The sequence below is a fragment of the Limnobacter alexandrii genome (genome assembly GCF_005871185.1).
Classification (GTDB): domain Bacteria; phylum Pseudomonadota; class Gammaproteobacteria; order Burkholderiales; family Burkholderiaceae_B; genus Limnobacter; species Limnobacter alexandrii.
On the sequence record NZ_SWKN01000014.1, the window covers coordinates 1 to 22,747 of the forward strand.

Sequence of the window (22,747 nt, forward strand, 5' to 3'; positions counted from 1 at the left end):
ATGGACGCAGACTTCGCCAAGGAAACGGCAGCACTGACCCGCTCACAGATTTTGCAGCAGGCTGGCACCGCCATGCTGGCCCAGGCCAACCAGTTGCCCAACAACGTTCTGAGCCTGTTGCAGTAATGAAATAAACCACACGACAGCGCTATTAATAGAGGATTATCCGCCCTTCAGGGTGGATAATCCTTTTTCTATTTTAAAAGCAATTAAGATTATTTAAATAATTTAATTAATTCTCTTAAGTTTGACTGAAAACCTCCGTTAATCGAATTGTCAGTAAAAGAAACTGTACAAGGGTTAAGTAACCCAAAGCGACATAACCCTTCACACAGGTCATGTCAACTCAACCGCTAGGAGGTCCTATATGTTAGGCATCAATACCAACGCACCTTCATTGGGTGCACAAAACAATCTGAGCAGATCTGCCAGCTCCCTTGAAACTTCAATCGCTCGCCTGTCTTCTGGCTTGCGTGTTAACAGCTCCAAAGACGACGCTGCCGGCCTGGCCATTGCAGAACGCATGACCGCACAAATCCGCGGCTTCGATGTCGCAGCTCGCAACGCCAACGACGGTATTTCACTGTTGCAAGTGGCCGACGGCGCACTGGGTAAAATCAGTGACAACCTGCAGCGTATGCGTGAATTGGGCGTTCAGGCCAAAAACGGCACCTTGAACGACACCGACCGCTTGAACCTGAACCGTGAATTTGTAGAACTGGCCAATGAAGTGGGCCGTGTTGCAACAGGTACCACCTTCAACGACAACAACGTTTTTGCCGCAGCCAACAAGTCTGTTGAATTGCAGATTGGTTCCGGCAACGATGCTGCTGACACACTGAACGTGAACTTGACAGACGATGGCCTGGCTGCCGGTAATGACCTGCAAACCACCCTGGGTGGCGCAACTCAAGCCGCAATCGTGACCGCCTTCGGTGGTGTAGACACTGCCGCCAACGCAGAAACCGCGATTGACACCATCGACACTGCGATTGACGACATCACCAACCTGCGCGCGACCACTGGTGCGGGCCTGAGCCGTCTGGAACAAGTTGTTTCCTCACTGGAAACCACCAGCAGCAACCTGAGTTCTGCCCGTGGCCGAATCATGGATGCTGACTTCGCCAAGGAAACTGCGAACCTGACCCGTTCACAGATTCTGCAACAGGCCGGTACTGCCATGTTGGCCCAGGCCAACCAGCTGCCCAACAACGTGTTGAGCCTGCTGCGTTAATTCAGACCCAGTCTGATCAGTGACAAGAACCCGCCAAAAGCGGGTTCAAATCAAACAAAAAGCCCGGTGAATCAAGCTCACCGGGCTTTTAACGTTAAAGAAAACCCCTAAACCTGCCGTTAATCAAGTCATGGGGGCTTGTTGTGGCCTCGTAAAATTCGCAAAGGTGGCGAAAATGAATATTTCAAACATGGCTGATTATGCAACTGCCCTGCAAAAGCCGCAGGACGCAACGAACACTAGACCCGTCCAGAATACGGAAGTCAAACCGCCCATGGGTGGGAAGGCTGAATTGACCGTGGGCGAAGTGCTTGAAGTGGTTCAGAAGGCCAACGCGGCCCTGGCCAGCAATCAGTCCAACCTGAAATTTCTGGTCGACAGCGACAATGGAAAACCAATTGTTCAAATCGTGGACCGGGAAACCCAGGAAGTTTTGAAACAGATTCCATCGGTTGAAATGCTGAAAATCGCAAAAGCCATCGAGAAAATGCAAGGCGTTCTAATGTCTCGCGAAGTCTAGAGCGCAACAAGGGGAAGAAGTCATGGTAGGAATTTCATCTGCAGGTATCGGCTCAGGGCTGGATATTGAGGGCATCATCAGCTCTTTGATGGCCGCCGAGCGCATTCCTTTGGGCAAAGTGAGCCAGGAACGCACAGCGATCAACACCAAAATTTCAATTTACGGCATCATCAAAAATTCGTTCGCCGACTTGAAAACTGCCGCAGACAAGCTGAGCAGCCTGAACAACCTGAACCCCCTGAAAGCCACATCAAGCGACGACAAAATAGTGTCTGCCACCGCCAGTGCGGCGAGTGCCAAAGGCAGTTACAGCATTGAAGTCAGCCAACTGGCCAAGGCTCAAAGCGTTGCGGCACTGGGTGTAGCCACAGCCGACACCACAGTGGGTACAGGTAGCCTCACGATTACCTTGGGCAGCTACGATTCCGGCACCAACACCTTCACCAACAATGCCGACAAAACCCCCGTGACCATCAACATTGGCACAGGCCAACAAACCCTTGAAGGCATCAAACAAGCGATTAACGATTCAGACGCGGGTGTTACAGCCTCCATCGTCAACGATGGTGCAGGCTCGCGCCTGGTGCTGACCAGCAAGGACACCGGTGCTGTCAACGGATTCAAGCTGGAAGTGGCCGATGCCGATGGTAACAACACCGACACCACCGGTCTTTCCCTTCTGGCCTACGACCCCACTGCTGCCGCAGGTGCAGGTAAAAATGCAGACACACTGCAAGTGGCACAGAATGCCAACTTCACGATCAACAATTTGCCAGTCAGCAAAGCCAGCAACACGGTGACCGATGCTGTGGCAGGCCTGACCCTGAACCTGAAGGCCCAAACCACATCGCCCATCAATCTGGAAGTGGGTCTGGACGACACGGCCTTGAAAACCACACTGGATGGTTTCGTTGCTGCCTACAACAAAATACGCGGCAACCTGAAAGACCAGCAGCAAAAGGACGCGACACTGTCCAAGGAAACAACACCTTCAACACTTGAACGTGGCTTGCGCAATATTTTGCGTGAACAGGTTGCGCAATACGGCATCGGCTTAAGCGACATTGGCTTGAGTTTTGACAAAGACGGTGTGCTCTCGCTGAACAAATCAAAACTAGACACCGCGGTGGCCGCCGACCCCTCCATTCTGGAAAAAGTATTTGCAAACACCGCAACCACAACCGATGCGCGTGTGAAATACCTTGGGGCGTCCAGCAATACACAGGAAGGCACTTACGCAATCAACATCGACACCGCCTACGATGGCAGCAACACCATTGCCGGCACAATCAACGGCATCGCAGGAACGGGCACAGGCAATGTGCTCACTGGCGCCACGGGCAACCCTGCCGAAGGCTTGCAGTTTTCAGTGGTGCAAGGTGAATCAGGTGCGATGGGTTCCATCACCTTCAGCAAAGGCCTCGCCGAGCGGCTCAGTGACTGGATCGGCAGCCTGACTGATGAGGGTGGCACCCTGGTATCCAGAACCGACGGCCTGAGCAGTCGAAAGTCTCGCCTGGACGATCAGGAAGACCGCATTAACCTGCGCCTTGAACAGGTTGAAAAACGCTACCGCGCCCAATTCTCCGCACTGGACGCCATGTTGGCCAGCATGCAGCAGACGAGTTCTTATCTGAGCCAGCAACTGGCTGCACTTGCCCAACAGCGGTAAGCGCGGAACTGTGCCCTAAAACCCCTGTTTTTAGCCAGATCAAACAGGGGGCACTGACCCTACTATTTGTTTAAGACAAATTACCGAGTGATCGCACCATGATGTACGGCGCAAAAGCATATGCACAAGTGGGACTGGAAACAGGCATCAACAGTGCCTCGCCACATGGCCTGATTGTGATGCTTTACGAAGGAGCCATCGAGGCCATTCGCAAGGCCAAAATTTATCTGGAAATGCAGAACATCGAAATGAAGACCAAATCGGTGGACAAAGCCCTGCGCATCATCAAGGACGGCCTGACTGCATCACTCGACGTGAACGCCGGCGGTGCGCTGGCCCAGCAACTGCTATCCCTGTACGACTACATTGGCAAAGAACTGATTTTGGCCAACGCCCAGAACAGCCCTGAACGCATGGACACCTGCATCGCCTTGCTGGATGACCTGCGCAGCGCCTGGCTGGAAATCGGTCAAACTGCCACCAAACCATAACAAATTATTGAGGACCGCTCTCGACCATGATCTTCGCGACAGACAACAACGGTGCAATCATGAAGCTGTACGCCGCCATAGCGAATCAAAGCCAAGTGATGCTTGATTCGGCCAAGGCTGGAAATTGGGATGAGCTGTGCGCTGCTGAAGAACAGTGCTCAAGGCTGATCCACGAGCTTCAAGCCATCAAGGAAGCACAACAAACTGAATTGAACGAGAAAGAACGCAGTGAGCACATTGGTTATCTGAAAAAAATTCTGGCCGATGATGCTGCCATTCGTGACATCACTGAACCCCGCCTTAAGCAGTTGGAAGAATTTCTTCGCGCAGCCAACAACTCGCAGAAACTCAGCAACTCTTATGGGTCCAACTAAGCCATTGCGCTAAAGCAACGGGTGTGAGACATGACATTAACCCCGGTTAAATCGGCTCCACCCAACGTCAATTCCGTTCTTCAATCCAATCCGGGTGACCGGGTCAGTTCCGGCAAAGGCGAAATCGCGCCTGTTGTTGCCATACTGACCCGTCAGCTGCCCCTGCCCCAAGCCCAACAGCTTGCCGGGCAAACTGCATTGGTCCGTGTTGTCAAAGGCGGACCAGGCAACGAGGCAGAACTTGAATTTGCGGGCCAAAACATTCAGGTTAAATTGCCCCCGGGGCGACAACTGACTGCCGGTGAAATGGTCACCGTTGCCTTTGCGCTGTCCGGCAAAGGCGATGACTTGTCCGCCGGTGGCACCAGTGGCGGAAAAAAGATAGTCGATGCCCGCAACCTGCTAACCACATTGCCCACAATCACTGACGATGGCGAAGCACAGGATTCACCCAGTTTTGTGGATCGGCTTTCGGGAACCGCACGCCTGATTGGCCTGCTTGAACGCCTGGGACAGGGCTCGCCCACCCAGGTGTCCACTTCAGTGATGACCAGCCTGAAGCAGTTAAGCACCCAATTTCAAACACAAGCCACCGTACCGGGCAGTTTGCTTGCTGAACCAGACAAGGCAACACCCGATGCTGCCCGTGCTCCTGCCCAGCAAAGCACTGCATTGAACACTGCAAACACGCTGAGCAGCGCGCTGAACAACAGCCTGGCTGGCGTACTGGCGAAACAGGTGAGTGCTGCCGTTGAAAACAGTGGCTTGTTTTATGAATCGCACCTGCAACAATGGGCCAACGGACAACGCAGCACGGATCAAATTACAAAAGAGCCCCAGGCCAGATTCGGTCAAGAGCAAGTCATTTCCGAGAAAGGACTGAACCCGGCAGCAGCGGAGCAATCGGTCAAACTGGTGACCGCACAACTGGCCGCACTGGACAACAACCGCATCTCACTGGCGCTCAGTGGCTTGTTGGGGCATCCAGTTCAAATTGACATTGAACCCGACCACGAAGACGCCCCCAAACAAGAGGAACAAAACAGTGAAGAAGCCGCACGTCCCTGGGTTGCACGCTTGAAGCTGGACATGGCACATTTGGGTGAACTGAATGTTCGGGTGCGCATGGTAGGTTCACAATGTGACGTACAAATAACCGGGCCTGCGCACAGCAAACAAGCGATTGATCCCCATTGGCAAACCTTTCGGCAAGCCATGGAGGACAAGGGCTTGAAGCTGGTTCACGGTCAGTTCATGGTTCCCACGGGGTTTGAAATTGGCGAATAAACTGAGCCCACAACAAGCCGTGGCACTGGCTTACCTTGAACACTCGGGCGCACCAAAAGTGGTGGCCAAAGGTCAGGGCTTGATTGCTGAACAAATTATCCAGAAAGCGAAAGAATCGGGGGTGTTTGTTCATGAAAGCCGCGAGCTGGTTTCGTTGCTGATGAATGTCGATCTTGACCAACAAATTCCACCTGGCTTGTACCAGGCAATTGCGGAATTGTTGGCCTGGGTGTATCAAATAGAAAACAAAGAATTCAGTACAGAGGGAAAGTCATGAGTCACAACACCAGCATTTCACCCGAACGCGATCAAAAGCTTCTTGAAGAGTTCAGTTTAAGCGCATTGCCCACCTTGAAAAAACTCCTCAACACCATTGAGGAAGACGAGCATGAGTTGTATGTTTACCTGCAATCGAACCACACCCAGTTTGTCACCGAAATACTGAACATTGATTGGGCCAGTGGCCTGATGTGGCTGGGTACACCGTATGAAAAATCACTCAGTGCCCACTGCAACGCTTCCACAGCGTATGTCATGGTCAGCTTTCCCGATGGTGTCAAGGTACAGTTTGCTGGCATGGGTATTTTACAAAGCCAGTATCAGGGTGCCGACGCCTTGCGAATTGCCATACCCAAAACAATCGTTCGCTTGCAGCGGCGCAATTACTTCCGCGTAATGGCCGACGAGGAATTGAATGCGCAAGTGAAACTTGAAATTCCATCGGTGAGCAGCCCAATCAGCCTGATTGACATCAGCCTTGCCGGCTGCGGATTGAACCTGCAATCTGCACCCAGCCAGCACCAGGCGGGTGAAGTAATCAAGGATGTTCGCCTGACATTGCCCGACGGTGATGGCAGCATGCTGGTGGAACTGGTGGTGCGAAACATCAAACCCTTGGCAGACCACCCGGAGATGGTACAACTTGGATGTGAAATGAAACCCCTTGAAAAAGGCGCTGAGCGACGCCTGCAAAGATTTCTACTGGCCACCGAACGCAGACAGCGCGCAAACTTGCATTCAATCGACTAAAGGATCAAGCGCCAATCAACGGCGCTTGCTGCCCCCCATTAGCGAACCCAGAATACCGCGCATCAGTTCGCGGCCAACTTGTGAACCGATGCTGCGCGCCGCACTTTTTGCCATGCTCTCGGCCACACTTTGGCGCTTCCGACCGCCTGCGCCACTGGTGCCAAACAACATGTCACCCAATCCACTCAAAGTGCTTTTTTCCTCGGCAGTTTGTGTGCCTTTTGCAGCAGGTGTTTCCGCTGCATTCTGCGCCGCCATGGCCTGCTCGGTGCGTGCTTTGAGAATCTCGAATGCCGATTCACGGTCCACCGTTTTCTCGTACACACCCGCCACCAGTGAATTGGCAATCAATTCCTTGCACTGCTCGGGACTGGCCGGGCCAAACTTGCTGGCCGGTGGATAAACCCAGGCACGGCAAGTGGGGCTTGGTGTGCCCTTGGGATCAAGAAAGCTGACCAAGGCCTCGCCCACTCCCAGTTCAGTAATGGCTGCCTCGATGTCCAGCCCCGCGTTGGGGCGCATGGTTTCAGCAGCCACTTTCACTGCCTTCTGGTCGCGAGGTGTGAAAGCACGCAAAGCATGCTGAACCCGGTTGCCCAACTGCCCCAACACAGAATCGGGTACATCCAGGGGATTCTGCGTCACGAAATAAACACCCACACCTTTCGAACGGATCAGGCGAACCACCAACTCCACTTTTTCAATCAAAGGCTTGGGTGCATCGGTGAACAGCAGGTGTGCTTCGTCAAAGAAAAACACCATTTTGGGTTTTTCGACGTCGCCCACCTCGGGAAGATTCTCAAACAATTCAGACAACAACCACAGCAAAAACGTGGCATACAACTTTGGCGAATTCATCAACTGATTGGCGGCCAGAATGTTGATGATGCCCTTGCCGTTTGAGTCGGTTTGCATCAGGTCATCGATGTTCAGCATGGGTTCGCCGAAAAACTTGTCGGCACCCTGCCCTTCCAGGGCCAGCAAGCCACGTTGAATCGCCCCCACCGAGGCTGAAGAAACATTGCCGTATTCGGTGGTGAACTGCTTGGCATTTTCGCCCACGTATTGCAGCATCGCACGCAGGTCTTTCAAATCCAGCAACAACATGCCGTTGTCGTCTGCAATTTTAAACACCAGGTTCAACACGCCTTCCTGTGTGTCGTTCAAACCCAGCAAACGGCCCAGCAACAAAGGTCCCATGTCGGAAATGGTGGCACGCACAGGGTGTCCCTGCTCACCAAACACATCCCACAAAGTGACCGGGCTGCCAGCAAATTCTGGCACGGGAATGCCCGTCATTTTCATGCGCTCTTCAAATTTCGGGGAGGTTTTTCCGGGCTGTGAAATACCGGTCAGGTCGCCCTTTACATCGGCCATAAACACCGGTGTACCAATTCGCGAAAAGGCTTCAGCCAGCACCTGCAAAGTGACAGTTTTACCCGTACCGGTTGCACCTGTAATCAAACCATGCCGGTTGGCAAGCTGAGGCAACATGTGCAAGTCAGTTGCTGTTTCAGCGCGGTTGTCGCGGGCAATCGGGAAAGGTGCAATCATGGGCCGGGCTCCAATTCATCAATGGGTTCGATGAATTGGATTGTGCCACAGCCTCTCTGGAATTCAGAACGAATTCAAAACATTAAACAGGCATGTTCATGATGTCGTTGTAGGCTTGAAGAATTTTGTTGCGGGCCTGAACCACCGCCGTGAATTGCAATGACGATGTATTCATGGCAATCACGGTTTCTTCCACCGAGGCTGTCGGGTCATCCATCTGCAAGCGCTTTCCAAGGTCGGCAGCCTTGTCAGCCGACAGGCTTGCGCTTTCCAAAGCCTTGGCAATTGCATCCGCAAACGAAGCCTGGTCCAGGGCCTGTGGCTTGCTGGTCAGCGACGGGCTTTTAATCGCATCGGTTACCGCACTGCTTAACAGGCCACTCACGGCCCCCATTTTGTCGATCATAAAACACTCCAACGCGGAATTATTGTTTGTACCCTCTCTTTGTACAGGCAAGCGGGGTAAGCCATTGCCGCAAACAAGGGGCAAAACCCCCCTTATTTTTTAAACACCACCCTCAAGTTTTTGAAATAGATGCCGTTAAGGCCCCCTTTTTACCGGTTTGCTTGCGCACCGGCCAAAGCACAATGCATGGGTAGAACAATATTTAACCCACATGCAGGTATTACATGGCAGAAGCTCTCAGCAGCCCCGAAGTGATCGGCCCGGTTGGCAACAACCCGATTACCAATATGCAGCAACGTTTCGCAACACTGCCCCAGAAAAACAAAATGGGTATCCTGATTGGCGTGCCATTGCTGATCGCCATGATCGCCTCCCTGCTGATGTGGGCCAACCAGACCAGTTACCGTGTGTTATTCAGTGGCCTGAACGACCAGGACGGTGGTGCCATTGTTGAGGCACTGACCCAAATGAAAGTGCCTTATGAGTTCAACACTGCGGGCACGGCCATTCTGGTGCCTTCCGACAAGGTGTACGACACCCGCCTGGCCCTGGCCAGCCAAGGCCTGCCCAAAGGCAGCGTGAGCGGCTTTGAAGCCATGGACAACCAGAAGCTGGGCATTACCCAGTTTCAGGAACAAGTGAATTACCAGCGAGCACTGGAAGGTGAACTGGTTCGCTCCATTCAATCCATCTCGGCCGTGCAAAGTGCCCGTGTGCATTTGGCCATTCCGAAGCCATCCATTTTCATTCGTGAAAAACAAACCCCCAGCGCCTCTATTGTGCTGAACCTGTTTGGCAGCCGCACGCTGTCGGAGCCGCAAATCAACGGCATTGTGCATTTGGTGGCCTCCAGCCTGCCCGGCATGAACCCGGAGGATGTCAGCATCGTTGACCAATCCGGTCGCTTGCTCACTGGCAAAACACAATTGGAAAGTGGTTTGAACCCCACGCAACTGGCCTACACCAATCAAATTGAACAAAGCCTGACCAGCCGCATTGTTGACATTCTCAGCCCGGTGTTCGGCAGCGAAAACGTGCGCGCCACGGTGACTGCGAACATGGACTATTCCACTTCTGAGCGCACCGACGAAATTTACAAACCCAATGGCGACGCCACACAGGCCACCATTCGCAGCCAGCAAATCAGCGAGTCCAACGACGGTAGCAGCAACGCCAACCCCCAGGGCATTCCTGGCGTCATGGCCAACACGCCTCCGGGCGAGGCAGCTGCCAACATTGGACAAAACCCGCAGCAGGCCCTGGCCAATGGCAACAACGGCGCCACACAAACCAACAGCAGCACCCGCAAAGACTCCACCGTGAATTACGAAGTGGACAAATCGGTGCAGTACACCAAATCGCAAGTGGGCAAAATTGAACGCCTCTCAGCCGCCGTGGTGGTGAACTACAAAACAATCACTGACCCACGCGGCGAAACACGCCAGGTGCCATTGACACCCGAGGAAATCACGCAGCTGGACAGTTTGGTGAAGCAAGCCATTGGCTTTGACGAACAACGTGGCGATGCCGTGAATGTGGTGAACCAGGCCTTCACCAAAGTTGAAGAAGCAACAATCCCCATGTGGGCACAACAGGAAACCATGGACCTGGCGAAATCATTGGGCATGCCAATTGGCATTGCACTGATTGCAGCCATTCTGGTGTTCGGCCTGTTCCGCCCCATGATGAAACCCGCCGAAGTTGATTTGTTCGACGAAGGCCCTGAACTGCTGCCTGGCCAACGCATGCCTTTGCTGGCCAACCAGGTGGGCGGCGACAACGACGCAGAGTTGCTTGAGCAGCTTCAACGCGAAGGCACCCTGCCCGGCATGAATCGCCAGGAGAAAATGGAAAAGCTGCGCCAATTGGCCAAAGAACACCCACAAATTGTTGCCAGCATCGTGAAGAACTGGGTCAACGGCGAAACACAGAACGGCTAAGGCCCGCCTGACGAAGCACAACAAGGAATCAAGACCATGGCAGAAAGCGAACTCGGCATTCAAAAAGGCGCAATCCTGATGCTCAGCTTGGGCGAGGAAGAAGCCGCAGAAGTATTCAAATACCTGGGCCCCAAAGAAGTTCAAAAGCTGGGCCAGCAAATGTCGAAAACCAAAGATGTACCCATCGACCGCATTGAAGAAATTGCGGGGGAAGTGGTGCAAATTGCCCAAAGTCAAAGTGCATTGGGTCTGGATTCGGATGCCTACATTCGCAGCGTGTTGACTCGCGCCCTGGGTGAAGACAAGGCCGGTTTTCTGTTAGACCGTATTTTGCAGGGCAGCGACACCTCTGGCATTGAAGGCCTGAAGTGGATGGACCCGGGCACAGTGGCCGAACTGATTAAAAACGAACACCCCCAAATTATTGCCACCATTCTGGTTCACCTGGAACGCGACTTTGCCGCTGCAATTTTGAATCTGTTTGTCGATCGACTGCGCAGCGATGTGGTGCTGCGAATTGCGACCATCGATGGCATTCAGCCCAATGCATTGCTTGAACTGAATGACGTGCTGTCCAAAGTGTTGGCAGGTGGCGACAAGCTGAAGAAAACAACCCTGGGTGGCGTGCGTGCTGCGGCGGAGATTCTGAACTTCGTGGGTACCACCTCCGAAAAAACAGTGCTCGACACCATTCGCGAATACGACAACGAACTCAGCCAGCGCATTCAGGATGAAATGTTCACCTTCGATAACTTGCTCGACATTGACGATCGCGGCATGCAGAGCATTCTGCGTGACGTTCAAAGTGACCTGCTGGTGATTGCACTGAAAGGCGCCGACGAAGCCATTCGCGAGAAGGTGTTCAAGAACATGTCCAGCCGTGCGGCAGAAGCGCTGCGCGACGACCTCGAAAGCCGCGGCCCGGTTCGCCTCTCCGAGGTGGAAGCGGCACAGAAAGATGTATTGAAAGTGGCCAGAAAACTGGCCGATGCAGGCGAAGTAGTACTGGGCGGAGGCGGTGAAGATGCGTTCATCTAACCGCATTATTCGCGGCCTTGATGCCGCTGAATTGCCCAACTGGTCAGTTGAGCTGATTGGCTCACGCTACGAGAACCCGGTTGACCGCATGATGGCGGAAATTGACCGACACCAGAAAGAAACCAGTGCCCCACCCGCAGCCCCCACCGAGGAAGAACTGCGCTTGAAAGAATGGGAAGCGGCGTTGGCACGCCGCGAGAAACAGCTGGAAGAACTCGAGAAAGACACCCTGAAGCAGGCTGAAGAACGCGGTCAACAACTGGGCTACGAGGCAGGCTGGAACGCGGCACACAATGAACGTGTGGTGCTGGTTCAAGCGGCCACCACCATGGAAGAAGAATTCGAGCGCTTCAAAAGCGAGCTTTCGGAAAAGCTGCTTGACCTGGCCGTGCTGGTCAGCAAAAAAGTGATCGGCGACACCCTCGCCATGCACCCCGAGCAGGCTGCCGAGTTGTTGAACCACGTGCTGGAAAGCATGCAGTTGCACGGCAAAGCAGTCACGCTGCGTGCCCACCCCAACACCATCCGCGTACTTGAGGCGCAGTTTGGTGACCAGCAAATGCTGGGCAACCTGCGCCTGATCGAAGACCCCAAGCAACTGCAAGGCGGCTTCCTGCTTCAACACCCGGAAGGCGAAGTGGATGCCACGCTGCAAACCCGCTGGCTGAGAGCCATCGAAGCCCTGGGCCGCAACAACCCATTAAGCCCAGAGGACACTGAGTAAATGGCCGACCTGCTGGAATGGATTGACGAATGCAAATTTCTGGTTGAACACAGCCAACCCCAAATTGCTACAGGCAAACTGACCCGTGTGGCCGGTTTGGTGATGGAAGCCGTGGGCCTGAAACTGCCCGTGGGCAGCGTGTGCACTGTGGTGCAAAAAGGCGCCCCACCACTTGAAGCCGAAGTGGTTGGCTTTAACGGCGACAAGCTGTTTTTGATGCCTGCCACCGATGTGCACGGCATGACACCCGGCGCCAAGGTGATTGCCCAAGAACCCCCACCCATCGCACCCAAACTGGGTGTCAAAGCCCACCCCTGGCGCAGGCCCGAAGACAAAACCAAACACCTGCCCGTGGGCGACAGCCTGTTGGGCCGGGTAGTCGACAGCAATGGCCGCCCGCTGGACACCTTGGGCGAGTTGAAATTCGAAAAGCGCAGCCCTTTGGCTGCACGCCCAATCAACCCGCTGGAACGCGAACCCATTACCGAACCAATGGACGTGGGCGTGCGCGCAATCAATGCCCTATTAACCGTTGGCCGTGGCCAGCGAATTGGCCTGATGGCCGGTTCTGGAGTGGGTAAATCGGTGTTGCTGGGCATGATGGCCCGTTACACCAAAGCCGACCGTGTGGTGGTTGGCCTGATCGGCGAACGTGGCCGAGAAGTGAAAGAATTCATTGAACAGATTTTGGGCGAAGAAGGCCTGAAACGCAGCGTGGTGATTGCTGCACCAGCCGACGTCAGCCCACTGCTTCGCATGCAAGGCGCAGCCTACACCCAGGTGGTGGCTGAGCATTTTCGGGATCAGGGCCACAACGTGCTCATGATCATGGACTCGCTAACTCGTTATGCCATGGCGCAACGCGAAATTGCACTGGCCATTGGCGAGCCCCCTGCCACCAAAGGCTACCCGCCCAGCGTGTTTGCCAAACTGCCCACACTGGTTGAACGCGCTGGCAATGGCCGCAAAGGCGGTGGATCGATCACCGCGTTTTACACGGTGTTGACCGAGGGTGATGACCAGCAAGACCCCATTGCAGACTCCGCCCGCGCCATTCTCGACGGTCACATTGTGCTGTCGCGCCAGTTGGCTGAAAGCGGCCACTACCCGGCCATTGACATTGAACAATCCATTTCACGCGCCATGCACAACATTGTGCCCGCAGGCCACCTGAATGCGGCCCGCAGCCTGAAAGCTGCCTTCTCGAAAGTGCAGCGCAACCGAGACCTGATCACCGTGGGCGCTTACGCGCCGGGGGCAGACCCGCAATTGGACCATTCTTTGGCCCTTTATCCAAAGATTGAAAACCTGCTGCAACAGTCAATGTTAGAGAGTGCAAGTTTCGATGAAGCGCTGTCAGGCCTTCAATCGTTATTTCCCAATGAATTCAAGAACGACAAACACTAAACCGCTTGGACGCCCATGAGCAATGTGCTGCAAATCCTGATTGAACAGGCCAGCGAAAAGGCCGACAACCTGGCCCGAGCAATGGCCAGCACCCAGCAAAAGCTGGTGCTAGGTCAAGACAAACTGAACATGTTGCAAACCTACCGCGACGAATGCGAAGGCGGCATGCACAACAAGGCCACCACTGGCATGACAGGTCAACAACTGCGCAACCAATTGGCCTTTGTCGGAAAAATTACCCAAGCCATTGAACAGCAAACCCGTGAAATCGAATTCCTGAACACCACCCTGGCCCACCAGCGCACCCAGTGGCAAGAAGCACTGGCCGAGCAGCGCAAGTTTGAAGCCTTGGTGGAACGTGAAAAAATCAAACAGGCGAAGCTTGAAAACAAGCGTGATCAAAAAATGAATGATGAATATGCAGCGCGTATTTACCGGGTTCACACCGCAGGGGAACCCTCATGACCTCGAGCACTCAAGCCATGAACAACGTCAACAAAGTACAAACTGCCAATAACAGCAACAAGCCCAAGCCGGGTAAGGAAGAGCCCGGCTTGAATTTCAATGACTTGTTCAGTTCAGCCATGGGCCAATCGGCGCCCAAGGCCCAACTCAACAGCATTGAAAACCAGTTGCGGGAGAGTTTGTACAAACAAGACAAACCCAAGAAAAACAACGACAGCACAGCCAACGCCGAGGCCGCACAAGCCGCGCAGGCAGCTGTGTGGGCGCAACGCAACTGGATGCAAGCTGCACCCGCGCAACAAGCAGCAACGCAAGCCACGGCCAAAACCGCTGAGCCTGTGAAGCAGGCTTCCGCACCTGAAAGTGCACCGCGTGCAAGCGAAAAAACAGCAGAAAAAACAGCAGAGAAAGCACCTGACAACAATACCGACAGGAAGGCCACAGCTGGCGACACCACCAAGGCAGCGGACACACCCGCCACCCCTGAGAAAGCGTCGGCCACCGAAGCAACAGCTGACACAGCCCGCATGGCGGCTTCCAGCAGCAGACAAGACACCCAAACCCCATTGGCCAGTGCCACCAACAGCCCTGTTGCCCAGGAAAAGCCGCTGGACGCAAAAGCCAGTCTTGGCGCTGAGTTGCCTCCAGGCACATCGCCCCTGAACAGCACAGAACAGAACACCCCGGCAGAGCAGCCCGGTTTGGACAAATCACGCCCTGAGGTCAAAACCACAGCCCAGCTGAAAGCAGATGCAGCGCTGGCCAACAGCTCGGTACAAGTGCGCAATGAGTCAGCCACCACAAGCAACACAAGCGCCGTGACTGGCAACACCAACGCGGTGGCAGCCCAACTTGCGCCACAAATTGCCCAGCAGGCAAAAGGCATTAGCGAGGGCTTTGGCGAAGAAGGTTTGAAAGTGGGCCAGAAAATTCTGGCGGCAGGCAACCTGCAATCCACAGGCACAGCCACCGGCATTGCAGCGGGAACAAACGGCCTCACCGGCACAGCGGGTAGCGCACAGCAGGCCTTGATCAAAACACCAGTGAATCAACCCGGCTTTGCCAAGGAACTGGGACAAACCGTGCAATGGGCCATCGGCAAGAATTTGTCGACGGTGGACATCCGCGTGAACCCCGAAAGTTTTGGCCCCATGAACATGCGCCTTGTGCAAAAAGGTCAGCAGGTTCAACTCGTCATTCGCACGCAAGATGAAGCCTCGGCCAACCTGTTGACACAAGCCCTGGGCGGCCTGAAGGAAGTACTGGCCCAAAACGGCCTGCAACTGAACCAGGTTCAAGTTCAACACGGCAACACGCCAAACCCGCAGGGTCAGGCCAACCAGGGTCAAGCGCAGTTTGACCAAAACCGGGGCCAGGGCCAGGGCAATGGGCAACACGCAGCCAATGGCGACAATTCCCAAGCGGAACCAGGTACACCGGCCACCACAAACACAGCCAGAAAGCCGGAAGGCAAGCTTGACCTGTTTGCCTGACCAGCAAGGCCTGATCAACGAATAGGGTACAAACAACACGGCTTTTCGGGGGTTTGCTCGGAAACCTTTCAGACACAATAGAGTTTGAAAGTGACACCAACAGCATTTGAACTTACGGAGTTAAGCATGGCCAGAGTCGCCCCGGCACCCGCTGCAGCAGCCCCTGAGGCCACAGCGCCCGAAAAAGGATCCAAGAAAAAGCTGATCCTGATTCTTGCAATCGTATTGACCGTGCTGGCCGCAGGCGGCGCAGCAGCATTTTTCCTGCTGGGAGGTCAAGGTGGTGAAGGCGCTGCAGAGGAAAAGGTTGAAGAACCGGTTGGCCCGCCCACATTCGTGGTGATGGACCAATTTGTTGTCAACCTGGCCGAACCAGACACCACCCGTTACCTTCAAATTGGCATCACTTATGAAGTCAGTGGCCCGGCACAAGCCGAAGAAATCAAGAACTTCACACCGGTAATCCGCAGCCGCATTCTGTTGGTGCTTTCTGGCAAAAACGTCGGCAACCTCACCTCCATTGAAGGCAAACAGCAGCTGATGGATGAACTGGTTGATTTGGCCCGGGTCACCATCAAAGGCGATCCGAAAGATCCCACCCGCGGCATTCGCGACGTGCATTTTTCCAGCTTTGTGATTCAGTAACAGGAAGCCCAGCGCCATGCCCGGAGAATTTCTTTCACAAGACGAAGTCGATGCCCTGCTCAGGGGTGTCAACGGCGAAGAGGAAACGAAAGACGCGTCTGAGACTGCTGAAGGCGTTCGCCCTTACAACCTGGCCACCCAGGAACGTATTGTGCGTGGCCGCATGCCCACGCTGGAAATCATCAACGAGCGTTTTGCTCGCTTGATCCGCATTGGCTTGTTCAACTTCATGCGCCGCAGCCCGGAAATTTCGGTCGGCCCCGTGAAGGTATTGAAGTACAACGAATTCATTCGCAACCTGGTGGTGCCCACCAACCTGAACATCATGGCCATGAAGCCATTGCGCGGCAACGCCCTGTTCATTTTTGATCCCAGCCTGGTGTTTGCGGTAATCGACAATTTGTTTGGTGGCGACGGGCGTTTTCACACCCGGGTTGAGGGTCGCGATTTCACTCAAACCGAACAGCGCATTATTGCCCGCATGCTTGAAGTGATTCGGGAAGAATTTGTGAAAGCCTGGGCACCGGTGTTTCCCCTGAAACCCGAATACCTGCGCTCTGAAATGCACACCCAGTTTGCCAACATCGCAACCCCGTCCGAGATTGTAGTCACCACTTCATTCTCGATTGAACTGGGCGCTGGTGGTGGTTCGCTGCACATTTGTATTCCCTACTCCACGATGGAACCCATCCGCGATTTGCTGTATTCCAGCATGCAGGGTGACCAGGCCGAGCCCGACAAACGTTGGGTCACCATGCTGAAAAAGCAGGTGCAAATGGCAGAAGTGGATTTGGTGGCCAGCCTGGCAAGCACACAGCTGACCGTGGCCGACATCATGGAACTGCGCATTGGCGATGTCATTCCGATTGAAATTGACAAAGTGATTGAAGCACGCGTGGACAATGTACCCGTGTTCAATTGCAGCTACGGCACCAGCGGTGGCCAGTATGCACTGAAAGTTGAAGAAGTTCTGGCTGTGAGCAATGACTCCCATGCCGACGCGCTGAATCTGGAAGCCTTGCTGAGCAAGGAAACCAAGCAGGCTGAAAAAACACACGAATAGCGATCAAGATAAGGAACACACCATGTCTGAACAGCAAGTAGATACTGCAACCGACGCAGCCGATGACTGGGCAGCCGCACTGGCCGAACAAGCCAGCACCACGGCCACCAGCACCAGCGACACTGACAACCTGTTTGCACAGGCCAGCGACGCGAAACCGGCCTCTGGCTTGTTCCAGCCCTTTGCCGGAAGTGTGGCTTCGGGCACCCAGAACGACATCGACATGATCCTCGACATCCCGGTTCAGTTGACTGTTGAGCTGGGTCGGACGAAGATACCGATAAAGCACATCCTGCAACTGGCTCAGGGTTCCGTGATTGAACTGGACGGTCTGGCCGGCGAACCCATGGATGTGCTGGTGAACGGCTACCTCATCGCTCAAGGCGAAGTGGTGGTTGTCAATGACAAATTTGGTATTCGATTGACCGACATCATCACGCCCTCCGAGCGTCTGAGAAAGCTCAACCGTTGATACCCCTTTGCAGTACAAAGGCATGCAACTACAACAAAAAAACATGAATACGGTGGGAAAATTGATCACAAGGCGCAACCCTTTTTCAAAAGGCCTGCGCCTTTTGTTCTTGTCAGGGGCCTGGTTGATTCATGGCGCACTGTACGCGCAGGAAGCAGCCACTCCCGCAGCGGCGAACGCTGCCGACAACCCAATGGCAGGCCATCTGCTGCAAACCACACTGGGCTTGTTGTTCGTGGTGGGTTTGCTGCTTGCACTGGTTTGGCTGCTCAAACGCATGGGCATTGGCAACCAGCAACGTCGCGGTGGTTTTTACAAGGTGCTGGCCACCTCCGCATTGGGGCCACGCGAAAAAATCGTGCTGGTCGAAATCGGCGACACCTGGTTGGTGTTGGGCATGACCAGCAACAGCATCAATACCCTGCACACCATGCCCGCGGGCAGCATTGAACTGGATGAAATCCAGAACCCTGCCGTCAACTTCGCAAAAATGCTTGAACGTGTGAAGGCTGGCAAGGTGAAATCATCATGAATACCCTGCACTCCTCCACAAGCAGGTTCAGTGCACTTGCTGTGTTGCTCACATTGCTTGTGCTGGCCTTGCCAGAAGCGCAAGCCCAACAGGTACTGCCCGGCGTTACCGCCAGCCCAGGTGCCAACGGCACCACCAACTACAGCGTGCCCATTCAAACACTGCTGTTTTTCACCTTCCTCAGCTTCCTGCCTGCGTTGCTGTTGATGATGACGGGCTTCACCCGCATCGTAATTGTCATGTCCCTGTTGCGCATGGCCTTGGGCACACAAAACTCGCCGCCCAACCAGGTCATCATCGGGCTCAGCATGTTCCTCACTTTTTTCATCATGGCACCCGTGTTTGATCGCGTGTATGAAAACGCCTACCTGCCGTTTTCCAACAATGAAATCGAGTTTCAGGAAATGACTGAGCGGGCCAGTGTGCCCATGAAAGACTTCATGCTCAAGCAAACCCGAGAACCCGATCTGGCACTGTTCATGCGCTTGGGCAAAGTGGAAAATGTGGAGAATCCGGAAGACGTGCCTTTGCGCGTTTTGATTCCTGCCTTTGTCACCAGCGAACTGAAAACCGCCTTCCAGATCGGTTTCATGATTTTTCTGCCATTTTTGGTGATTGACCTGATCGTTGCCAGTGTGCTGATGTCCATGGGCATGATGATGCTTTCGCCCATGTTGATCTCACTGCCCTTCAAGATCATGCTGTTTGTGCTGGTCGATGGATGGACACTGCTGGTGGGCTCGCTGGTCGCCAGCTTCGAGACTTGAACTGAACTGAATTAAACTGAATTGAGCGTACGAACATGAACAGCCAAACCGTATTGAATTTGGGCCAGTCTGCACTGGAAGTGATGCTGATGGTGTCAGGCCCCTTGCTGGTGGTGGCCCTGGTGGTGGGTTTGCTGGTCAGTATTTTGCAGGCTGCCACGCAAATCAATGAAATGACCTTGTCGTTCATTCCGAAAATTCTGGGTATTTTTGCAACGCTCTTGCTGCTTGGCCCCTGGATGCTGGCCACCCTGGTGGATTACACGCAGCGTTTGATCATGAGCATACCCACCGTGATCGGCTAGGCATGGTCCCCATCAACGGCGAACAACTTGAAATCTGGATCGCCAGTTTTTTGTGGCCCTTCATTCGCATTCTGGCCATGCTGGCCACCGCACCTGTGTTCGACAACCGCACTGTGCAGCGCCGCACCCGTGTGGGGCTGGCTGCACTGATTGCCATCGTGATGATGCCCCTGTTACCCGCTCCACCCGTATTGAGTTCAGCGCAGGCCATTCCGGTTTTGATCCAGCAAATATTGATTGGTGTGGCCATGGGTTTTTCCATGCGCCTGGTGTTTGCGGCATTCGAAATGGCGGGCGATTTGCTGGGCCTGCAAATGGGTTTGGCCTTTGCCCAATTCATTGACCCGGCCCGTGGAACACAAACCCCGCTCATCGGCAGTTTTCTGGGTGTGCTGGCCAGCCTGGTTTTTTTGGTGATTGATGGTCACCTGTTGGTGATCGCAGCAGTGGTTCAAAGCTTCGAATTGATCCCGATCAGCGCCAATTTATCGGTGGTCAACACGCAAAACATTGCCATGGCGGGCAGCATCATGTTCATGCTTGCACTGCAAATTGCCCTGCCTGTGTTGGCAGCGGTGTTGATCAGCAACATTGTCATGGGTATTCTGGCGCGCGCCGCACCGCAGTTGAACGTGATGTCCATTGGCTTTTCGATCACGATTGGCGTAGGCCTTTGGATACTGTGGGTCAGCTTGCCCTATTTCATTGCTGGAATCGACAGTGCAATTGGTCGCCTCTTGAGCATTTCTGTATTGAACCCGGCTTGATCACTCCAGAAAAAAGTCAGTGTCTATCGTGCAGTCTTTGCCCGGCAAAGGGCCTTTCTGATGCCCCAAATCGCGCGACAAATGATAACGGATCACTTCCATCAACTGTTCCACCTCGAAAGGTTTGATCAAATAGTCGTTGGCGCCCAATGAAAAAGCCTGTTGCAGGTCACTGGCGTCACTTCGCGCGCTCAGCAGCACAAAGGGAAGCACCTTGAATTGAGCATCCCCACGCACAGCCCGAAGCAAATCAAACCCGTCCATATTGGGCATCATCAAATCGCTGACAATCATTCTGGGCAAAGCCACATCCTGTTCGCGGCACTCCTGAAGCAATCTGAGCGCCTCTCGTCCATCATGCGCCTCCACCACGTCCAGCCCACTGAGTTGCAGTAACTGTGAGAGGTTACTGAGAATGGTCAAGTCATCCTCTACGATCATGACACGCGGCATGCTTCCTCCTTCAACGACGGCAAATCAACACACAACCAGTGACGATTACGCCGGTTTTTAATCATAAGGCGCCCATTGATTAACCTTATCACCCGTTTGGTGAGCAAAAGGGTGAAAGGCAGGTACTCCCCCTTGAATGGCACCACGGTCTCCTCGTCGTGTGTCGGCTCCAACTGCCCGCCCTTGACCATCCAGACAGGCCACTCCAACAGCTCAATGCACAAATTCAAAGAATATTCATTGGGCATTTTGATGGTCAGCTTGCCTGCATGGGACTCTTTGCTTTCAGCAAACGACAACATTTGCCGCATGGTTTGTGTAAACACATACTCGTCAGAAAAAAAACTGAATTTTTCAAGACTGGAGTGCAATTCATATTCCAGCCAATGTTGCCCATGCCTGCGCCTTTGCTCAAAGGAGGAAAAATGGCAAAAAACTTTCTTGATGTCGAGCTGGGTAATGTTGAGATGATTGCGTGTGAAATTGGCCCCCATGAACATCAGTGTTTCATCCACCAAGGCACGCAGTGAACGCAAGGCCCCGCCAATTTGATCAATGTAATGCAAGGCCGACTCAATATTCACAGACTCTTTCTGCAAAGAGCTTTCCAAGAGTGCTTTGGCCGATCCAATCACGGTCATGGGTGTTCGAATTTCATGCGACAGATACGACACAAATTGGGACTTTCTGGACGACAAAAGCGACTCTTCATTCAACTCCTCCCGAATGGAAAGTTCCAGGTCCATTTCCTCAGTTCGGTCATGGATAATACCCACAGCCTTGCTGGGCAAGCCGTAGGCGTTTCTGACGGCCACCAGGTGTATTTCAAGTTTCAACAAAGAACCATACGCTGTTGCATAACGCACCTGAACCGAGGTGCTGGGCATATTGGCTGTGAGGCAAGCCTGCAGGGCTGCGTCAAGCCCCTTGATGTCTTCACCCACAATACCCGCACGCCAAATATTGGCAGACAACGGCCCTTGGGCCATCTCATCCAGCCCGAACAGTCGGCGCCAGGTTGAACTGAATGCCACCGTTTCCTGTTCAATGTCCCATTCAAACACACCGTCTTCAAGTGTTGCTACCGCAGCCACCAGGCTGTCAACGGACATTTCCCGGTCCTGTTGAACAGCCTCAATTGATTTCTCCAGTTGCTCATTGCGGCTGCGCTCCTGCTCCAGTTTTTGCGAGGTGGTTTCAACCTCGGCCAAAGCATCCCGCTTCAAGTCTCGCAGTTTCTGGTTGTCGTCCTGGAGCACCTGAACAAATCGGTCAAGTAACACATACACATAGCACAGCAACACCGAAATCATCACCAAGGCAAAAAAGCTGATGAATATCTCGAACCCTGCCCAACCTGTCCAAAGCCCGTACCATGCTACGGGCCCATCCGTGCTGTCCACGTGCACAAAACCGATCAGGCTCAGTGCAATCATTTGATTCAAGCCCACAATGCCAAAAATGTACACCATCCGGTTTCGCAAAGGCTTTGATCTTCCTACCGAGGTTTCATGCGCAAAACGACTCAACAAGCCCATGCAAACAAACAGAAACATGTACATCACAATCAGGCCTGCCCATCGAACCTCCATTACCTCTTGGTTGTTTGGAATAAAAATAAAGGCCATATGAATGACGAACTGGATCAGAATTCCAAGCGAAGTAAACAGCAGCATGAACAACTTGGCCCGGCCCTTGGCAGCCTGTACAAGATAATCCACATACAAAAACACGGTGATACACACCAGAAAAGTAAGCAGGGTACCGGAAATACTGAATAAGGATTCTTTTGCCGAAGGAAGGGTCAAGCCCACAAACGCCGAAGCAAAAAACATGGAAATAACGTAAAGGGTGATCAGAACCCCACGACGCACCAGATAGTGGCGATTGGCAATGAATGGCGGGTTTTTGATTCTGACTTCAACAGCCACTGTCATGGCCAAGAGCGAGGCGAAAAAACCAAAAGCCAACCCGGATAGATGAGCCTCTGAAATTGCCGCTGCTGCGAATGCAAAATCCTCCACTAGCCAATTCATGAATTTGCTCGCCCCAGGTGTGTTTGTCTTCAGCTTGGTGCTGATATTAATGTAGTGAATCTATCTTTGCCGC

26 protein-coding genes are annotated in these 22,747 nt (G+C 53.6%); 22 read left to right on the forward strand and 4 right to left on the reverse strand.

All coding sequences use genetic code 11. The annotated features are described in order from the left end of the window. The 9 genes from FCS97_RS16140 to FCS97_RS16180 form a co-directional block, all read left to right on the forward strand. A partial coding sequence (locus FCS97_RS16140; protein WP_256366111.1) for a flagellin occupies nt 1-126 on the forward strand: 126 nt, incomplete at its 5' end. Between the two features lie 241 nt (nt 127-367). Further along, nucleotides 368-1,234 (forward strand): flagellin N-terminal helical domain-containing protein, encoded by an 867-nt coding sequence (locus FCS97_RS16145; protein ID WP_138519469.1) that lies wholly within the window; start codon nt 368-370, stop codon nt 1,232-1,234. Nucleotides 1,235-1,409: 175 nt separating this feature from the next. Then, nucleotides 1,410-1,754 (forward strand): flagellar protein FlaG, encoded by a 345-nt coding sequence (locus FCS97_RS16150; protein WP_171035352.1) that lies wholly within the window; start codon nt 1,410-1,412, stop codon nt 1,752-1,754. Between the two features lie 22 nt (nt 1,755-1,776). Beyond that, a complete protein-coding gene (gene fliD, locus FCS97_RS16155; protein WP_138519471.1) occupies nt 1,777-3,426 on the forward strand; it encodes a flagellar filament capping protein FliD in 1,650 nt (549 codons plus the stop codon). A 98-nt stretch (nt 3,427-3,524) separates the two neighbouring features. After that, complete coding sequence (gene fliS, locus FCS97_RS16160) at nt 3,525-3,917, forward strand: flagellar export chaperone FliS (protein WP_138519472.1); 393 nt, start codon at nt 3,525-3,527, stop codon at nt 3,915-3,917. Between the two features lie 26 nt (nt 3,918-3,943). Beyond that, nucleotides 3,944-4,291 (forward strand): flagellar protein FliT, encoded by a 348-nt coding sequence (locus FCS97_RS16165; protein WP_138519473.1) that lies wholly within the window; start codon nt 3,944-3,946, stop codon nt 4,289-4,291. 30 nt (nt 4,292-4,321) lie between these two features. Beyond that, nucleotides 4,322-5,578, forward strand: a complete 1,257-nt coding sequence (fliK, locus tag FCS97_RS16170; protein ID WP_138519474.1) for a flagellar hook-length control protein FliK — start codon at nt 4,322-4,324, stop codon at nt 5,576-5,578. After that, nucleotides 5,568-5,855, forward strand: coding sequence for an EscU/YscU/HrcU family type III secretion system export apparatus switch protein (locus FCS97_RS16175; RefSeq protein ID WP_008252515.1), 288 nt, complete (start codon nt 5,568-5,570; stop codon nt 5,853-5,855). Before fliK ends, FCS97_RS16175 begins: the two co-directional genes overlap by 11 nt. Further along, on the forward strand, nt 5,852-6,607 hold the full coding sequence (locus FCS97_RS16180) for a flagellar brake protein (protein WP_138519475.1): 756 nt from the start codon (nt 5,852-5,854) through the stop codon (nt 6,605-6,607). Before FCS97_RS16175 ends, FCS97_RS16180 begins: the two co-directional genes overlap by 4 nt. A 15-nt stretch (nt 6,608-6,622) precedes the next feature. Here FCS97_RS16180 and FCS97_RS16185 read toward each other — a convergent pair whose 3' ends face one another. Then, nucleotides 6,623-8,161 carry a helicase HerA-like C-terminal domain-containing protein gene (locus tag FCS97_RS16185; protein ID WP_138519476.1) on the reverse strand — a complete coding sequence of 513 codons (1,539 nt, stop codon included), beginning with the start codon at nt 8,159-8,161 and terminating at the stop codon, nt 6,623-6,625. 82 nt (nt 8,162-8,243) lie between these two features. Further along, on the reverse strand, nt 8,244-8,567 hold the full coding sequence (gene fliE, locus FCS97_RS16190; protein ID WP_008252509.1) for a flagellar hook-basal body complex protein FliE: 324 nt from the start codon (nt 8,565-8,567) through the stop codon (nt 8,244-8,246). 224 nt (nt 8,568-8,791) lie between these two features. Here fliE and fliF point away from each other — a divergent pair, with 224 nt between their 5' ends. From fliF to fliR, 13 genes are all read left to right on the forward strand, one after another. Continuing rightward, the gene (gene fliF / locus FCS97_RS16195; protein ID WP_246066411.1) at nt 8,792-10,507 is read left to right on the forward strand and encodes a flagellar basal-body MS-ring/collar protein FliF; all 1,716 of its coding nucleotides are present in this window, start codon (nt 8,792-8,794) and stop codon (nt 10,505-10,507) included. A 36-nt stretch (nt 10,508-10,543) separates the two neighbouring features. Further along, nucleotides 10,544-11,545, forward strand: coding sequence for a flagellar motor switch protein FliG (gene fliG / locus FCS97_RS16200; protein ID WP_138519477.1), 1,002 nt, complete (start codon nt 10,544-10,546; stop codon nt 11,543-11,545). After that, a complete protein-coding gene (locus FCS97_RS16205) occupies nt 11,532-12,269 on the forward strand; it encodes a FliH/SctL family protein (RefSeq protein ID WP_138519478.1) in 738 nt (245 codons plus the stop codon). The genes fliG and FCS97_RS16205 overlap by 14 nt, the downstream gene beginning before the upstream one ends. After that, on the forward strand, nt 12,270-13,676 hold the full coding sequence (fliI, locus tag FCS97_RS16210; RefSeq protein WP_138519479.1) for a flagellar protein export ATPase FliI: 1,407 nt from the start codon (nt 12,270-12,272) through the stop codon (nt 13,674-13,676). It begins immediately after the preceding gene. 15 nt (nt 13,677-13,691) lie between these two features. Beyond that, nucleotides 13,692-14,141 carry a flagellar export protein FliJ gene (gene fliJ, locus FCS97_RS16215; RefSeq protein WP_138519480.1) on the forward strand — a complete coding sequence of 150 codons (450 nt, stop codon included), beginning with the start codon at nt 13,692-13,694 and terminating at the stop codon, nt 14,139-14,141. Continuing rightward, nucleotides 14,138-15,634, forward strand: coding sequence for a flagellar hook-length control protein FliK (locus FCS97_RS16220; protein WP_138519481.1), 1,497 nt, complete (start codon nt 14,138-14,140; stop codon nt 15,632-15,634). The genes fliJ and FCS97_RS16220 overlap by 4 nt, the downstream gene beginning before the upstream one ends. A 126-nt stretch (nt 15,635-15,760) precedes the next feature. Next, nucleotides 15,761-16,279 (forward strand): flagellar basal body-associated FliL family protein, encoded by a 519-nt coding sequence (locus FCS97_RS16225; protein ID WP_138519482.1) that lies wholly within the window; start codon nt 15,761-15,763, stop codon nt 16,277-16,279. A gap of 16 nt (nt 16,280-16,295) precedes the next feature. Next, complete coding sequence (gene fliM, locus FCS97_RS16230) at nt 16,296-17,342, forward strand: flagellar motor switch protein FliM (protein ID WP_138519483.1); 1,047 nt, start codon at nt 16,296-16,298, stop codon at nt 17,340-17,342. Between the two features lie 22 nt (nt 17,343-17,364). After that, nucleotides 17,365-17,814, forward strand: coding sequence for a flagellar motor switch protein FliN (gene fliN, locus FCS97_RS16235; RefSeq protein ID WP_138519484.1), 450 nt, complete (start codon nt 17,365-17,367; stop codon nt 17,812-17,814). A gap of 22 nt (nt 17,815-17,836) precedes the next feature. Beyond that, nucleotides 17,837-18,346: a flagellar biosynthetic protein FliO gene (fliO, locus tag FCS97_RS16240; protein WP_138519485.1), complete on the forward strand. Its 510-nt coding sequence runs from the start codon at nt 17,837-17,839 to the stop codon at nt 18,344-18,346. Further along, entirely contained in the window at nt 18,343-19,113 is a 771-nt protein-coding gene (gene fliP, locus FCS97_RS16245) for a flagellar type III secretion system pore protein FliP (protein WP_246066412.1), read from the forward strand. Before fliO ends, fliP begins: the two co-directional genes overlap by 4 nt. 35 nt (nt 19,114-19,148) lie before the next feature. Continuing rightward, nucleotides 19,149-19,418 carry a flagellar biosynthesis protein FliQ gene (gene fliQ / locus FCS97_RS16250; RefSeq protein ID WP_008252485.1) on the forward strand — a complete coding sequence of 90 codons (270 nt, stop codon included), beginning with the start codon at nt 19,149-19,151 and terminating at the stop codon, nt 19,416-19,418. Between the two features lie 2 nt (nt 19,419-19,420). Beyond that, complete coding sequence (fliR, locus tag FCS97_RS16255) at nt 19,421-20,185, forward strand: flagellar biosynthetic protein FliR (RefSeq protein ID WP_138519486.1); 765 nt, start codon at nt 19,421-19,423, stop codon at nt 20,183-20,185. On the opposite strand, the gene FCS97_RS16260 is transcribed toward fliR, so the two are convergent. Beyond that, nucleotides 20,186-20,638 (reverse strand): response regulator, encoded by a 453-nt coding sequence (locus FCS97_RS16260; RefSeq protein WP_138519487.1) that lies wholly within the window; start codon nt 20,636-20,638, stop codon nt 20,186-20,188. It lies immediately after the preceding gene. Continuing rightward, nucleotides 20,623-22,674 carry a histidine kinase dimerization/phospho-acceptor domain-containing protein gene (locus tag FCS97_RS16265; RefSeq protein ID WP_138519488.1) on the reverse strand — a complete coding sequence of 684 codons (2,052 nt, stop codon included), beginning with the start codon at nt 22,672-22,674 and terminating at the stop codon, nt 20,623-20,625. Before FCS97_RS16265 ends, FCS97_RS16260 begins: the two co-directional genes overlap by 16 nt. Between the last annotated feature and the right edge of the window lie 73 nt (nt 22,675-22,747).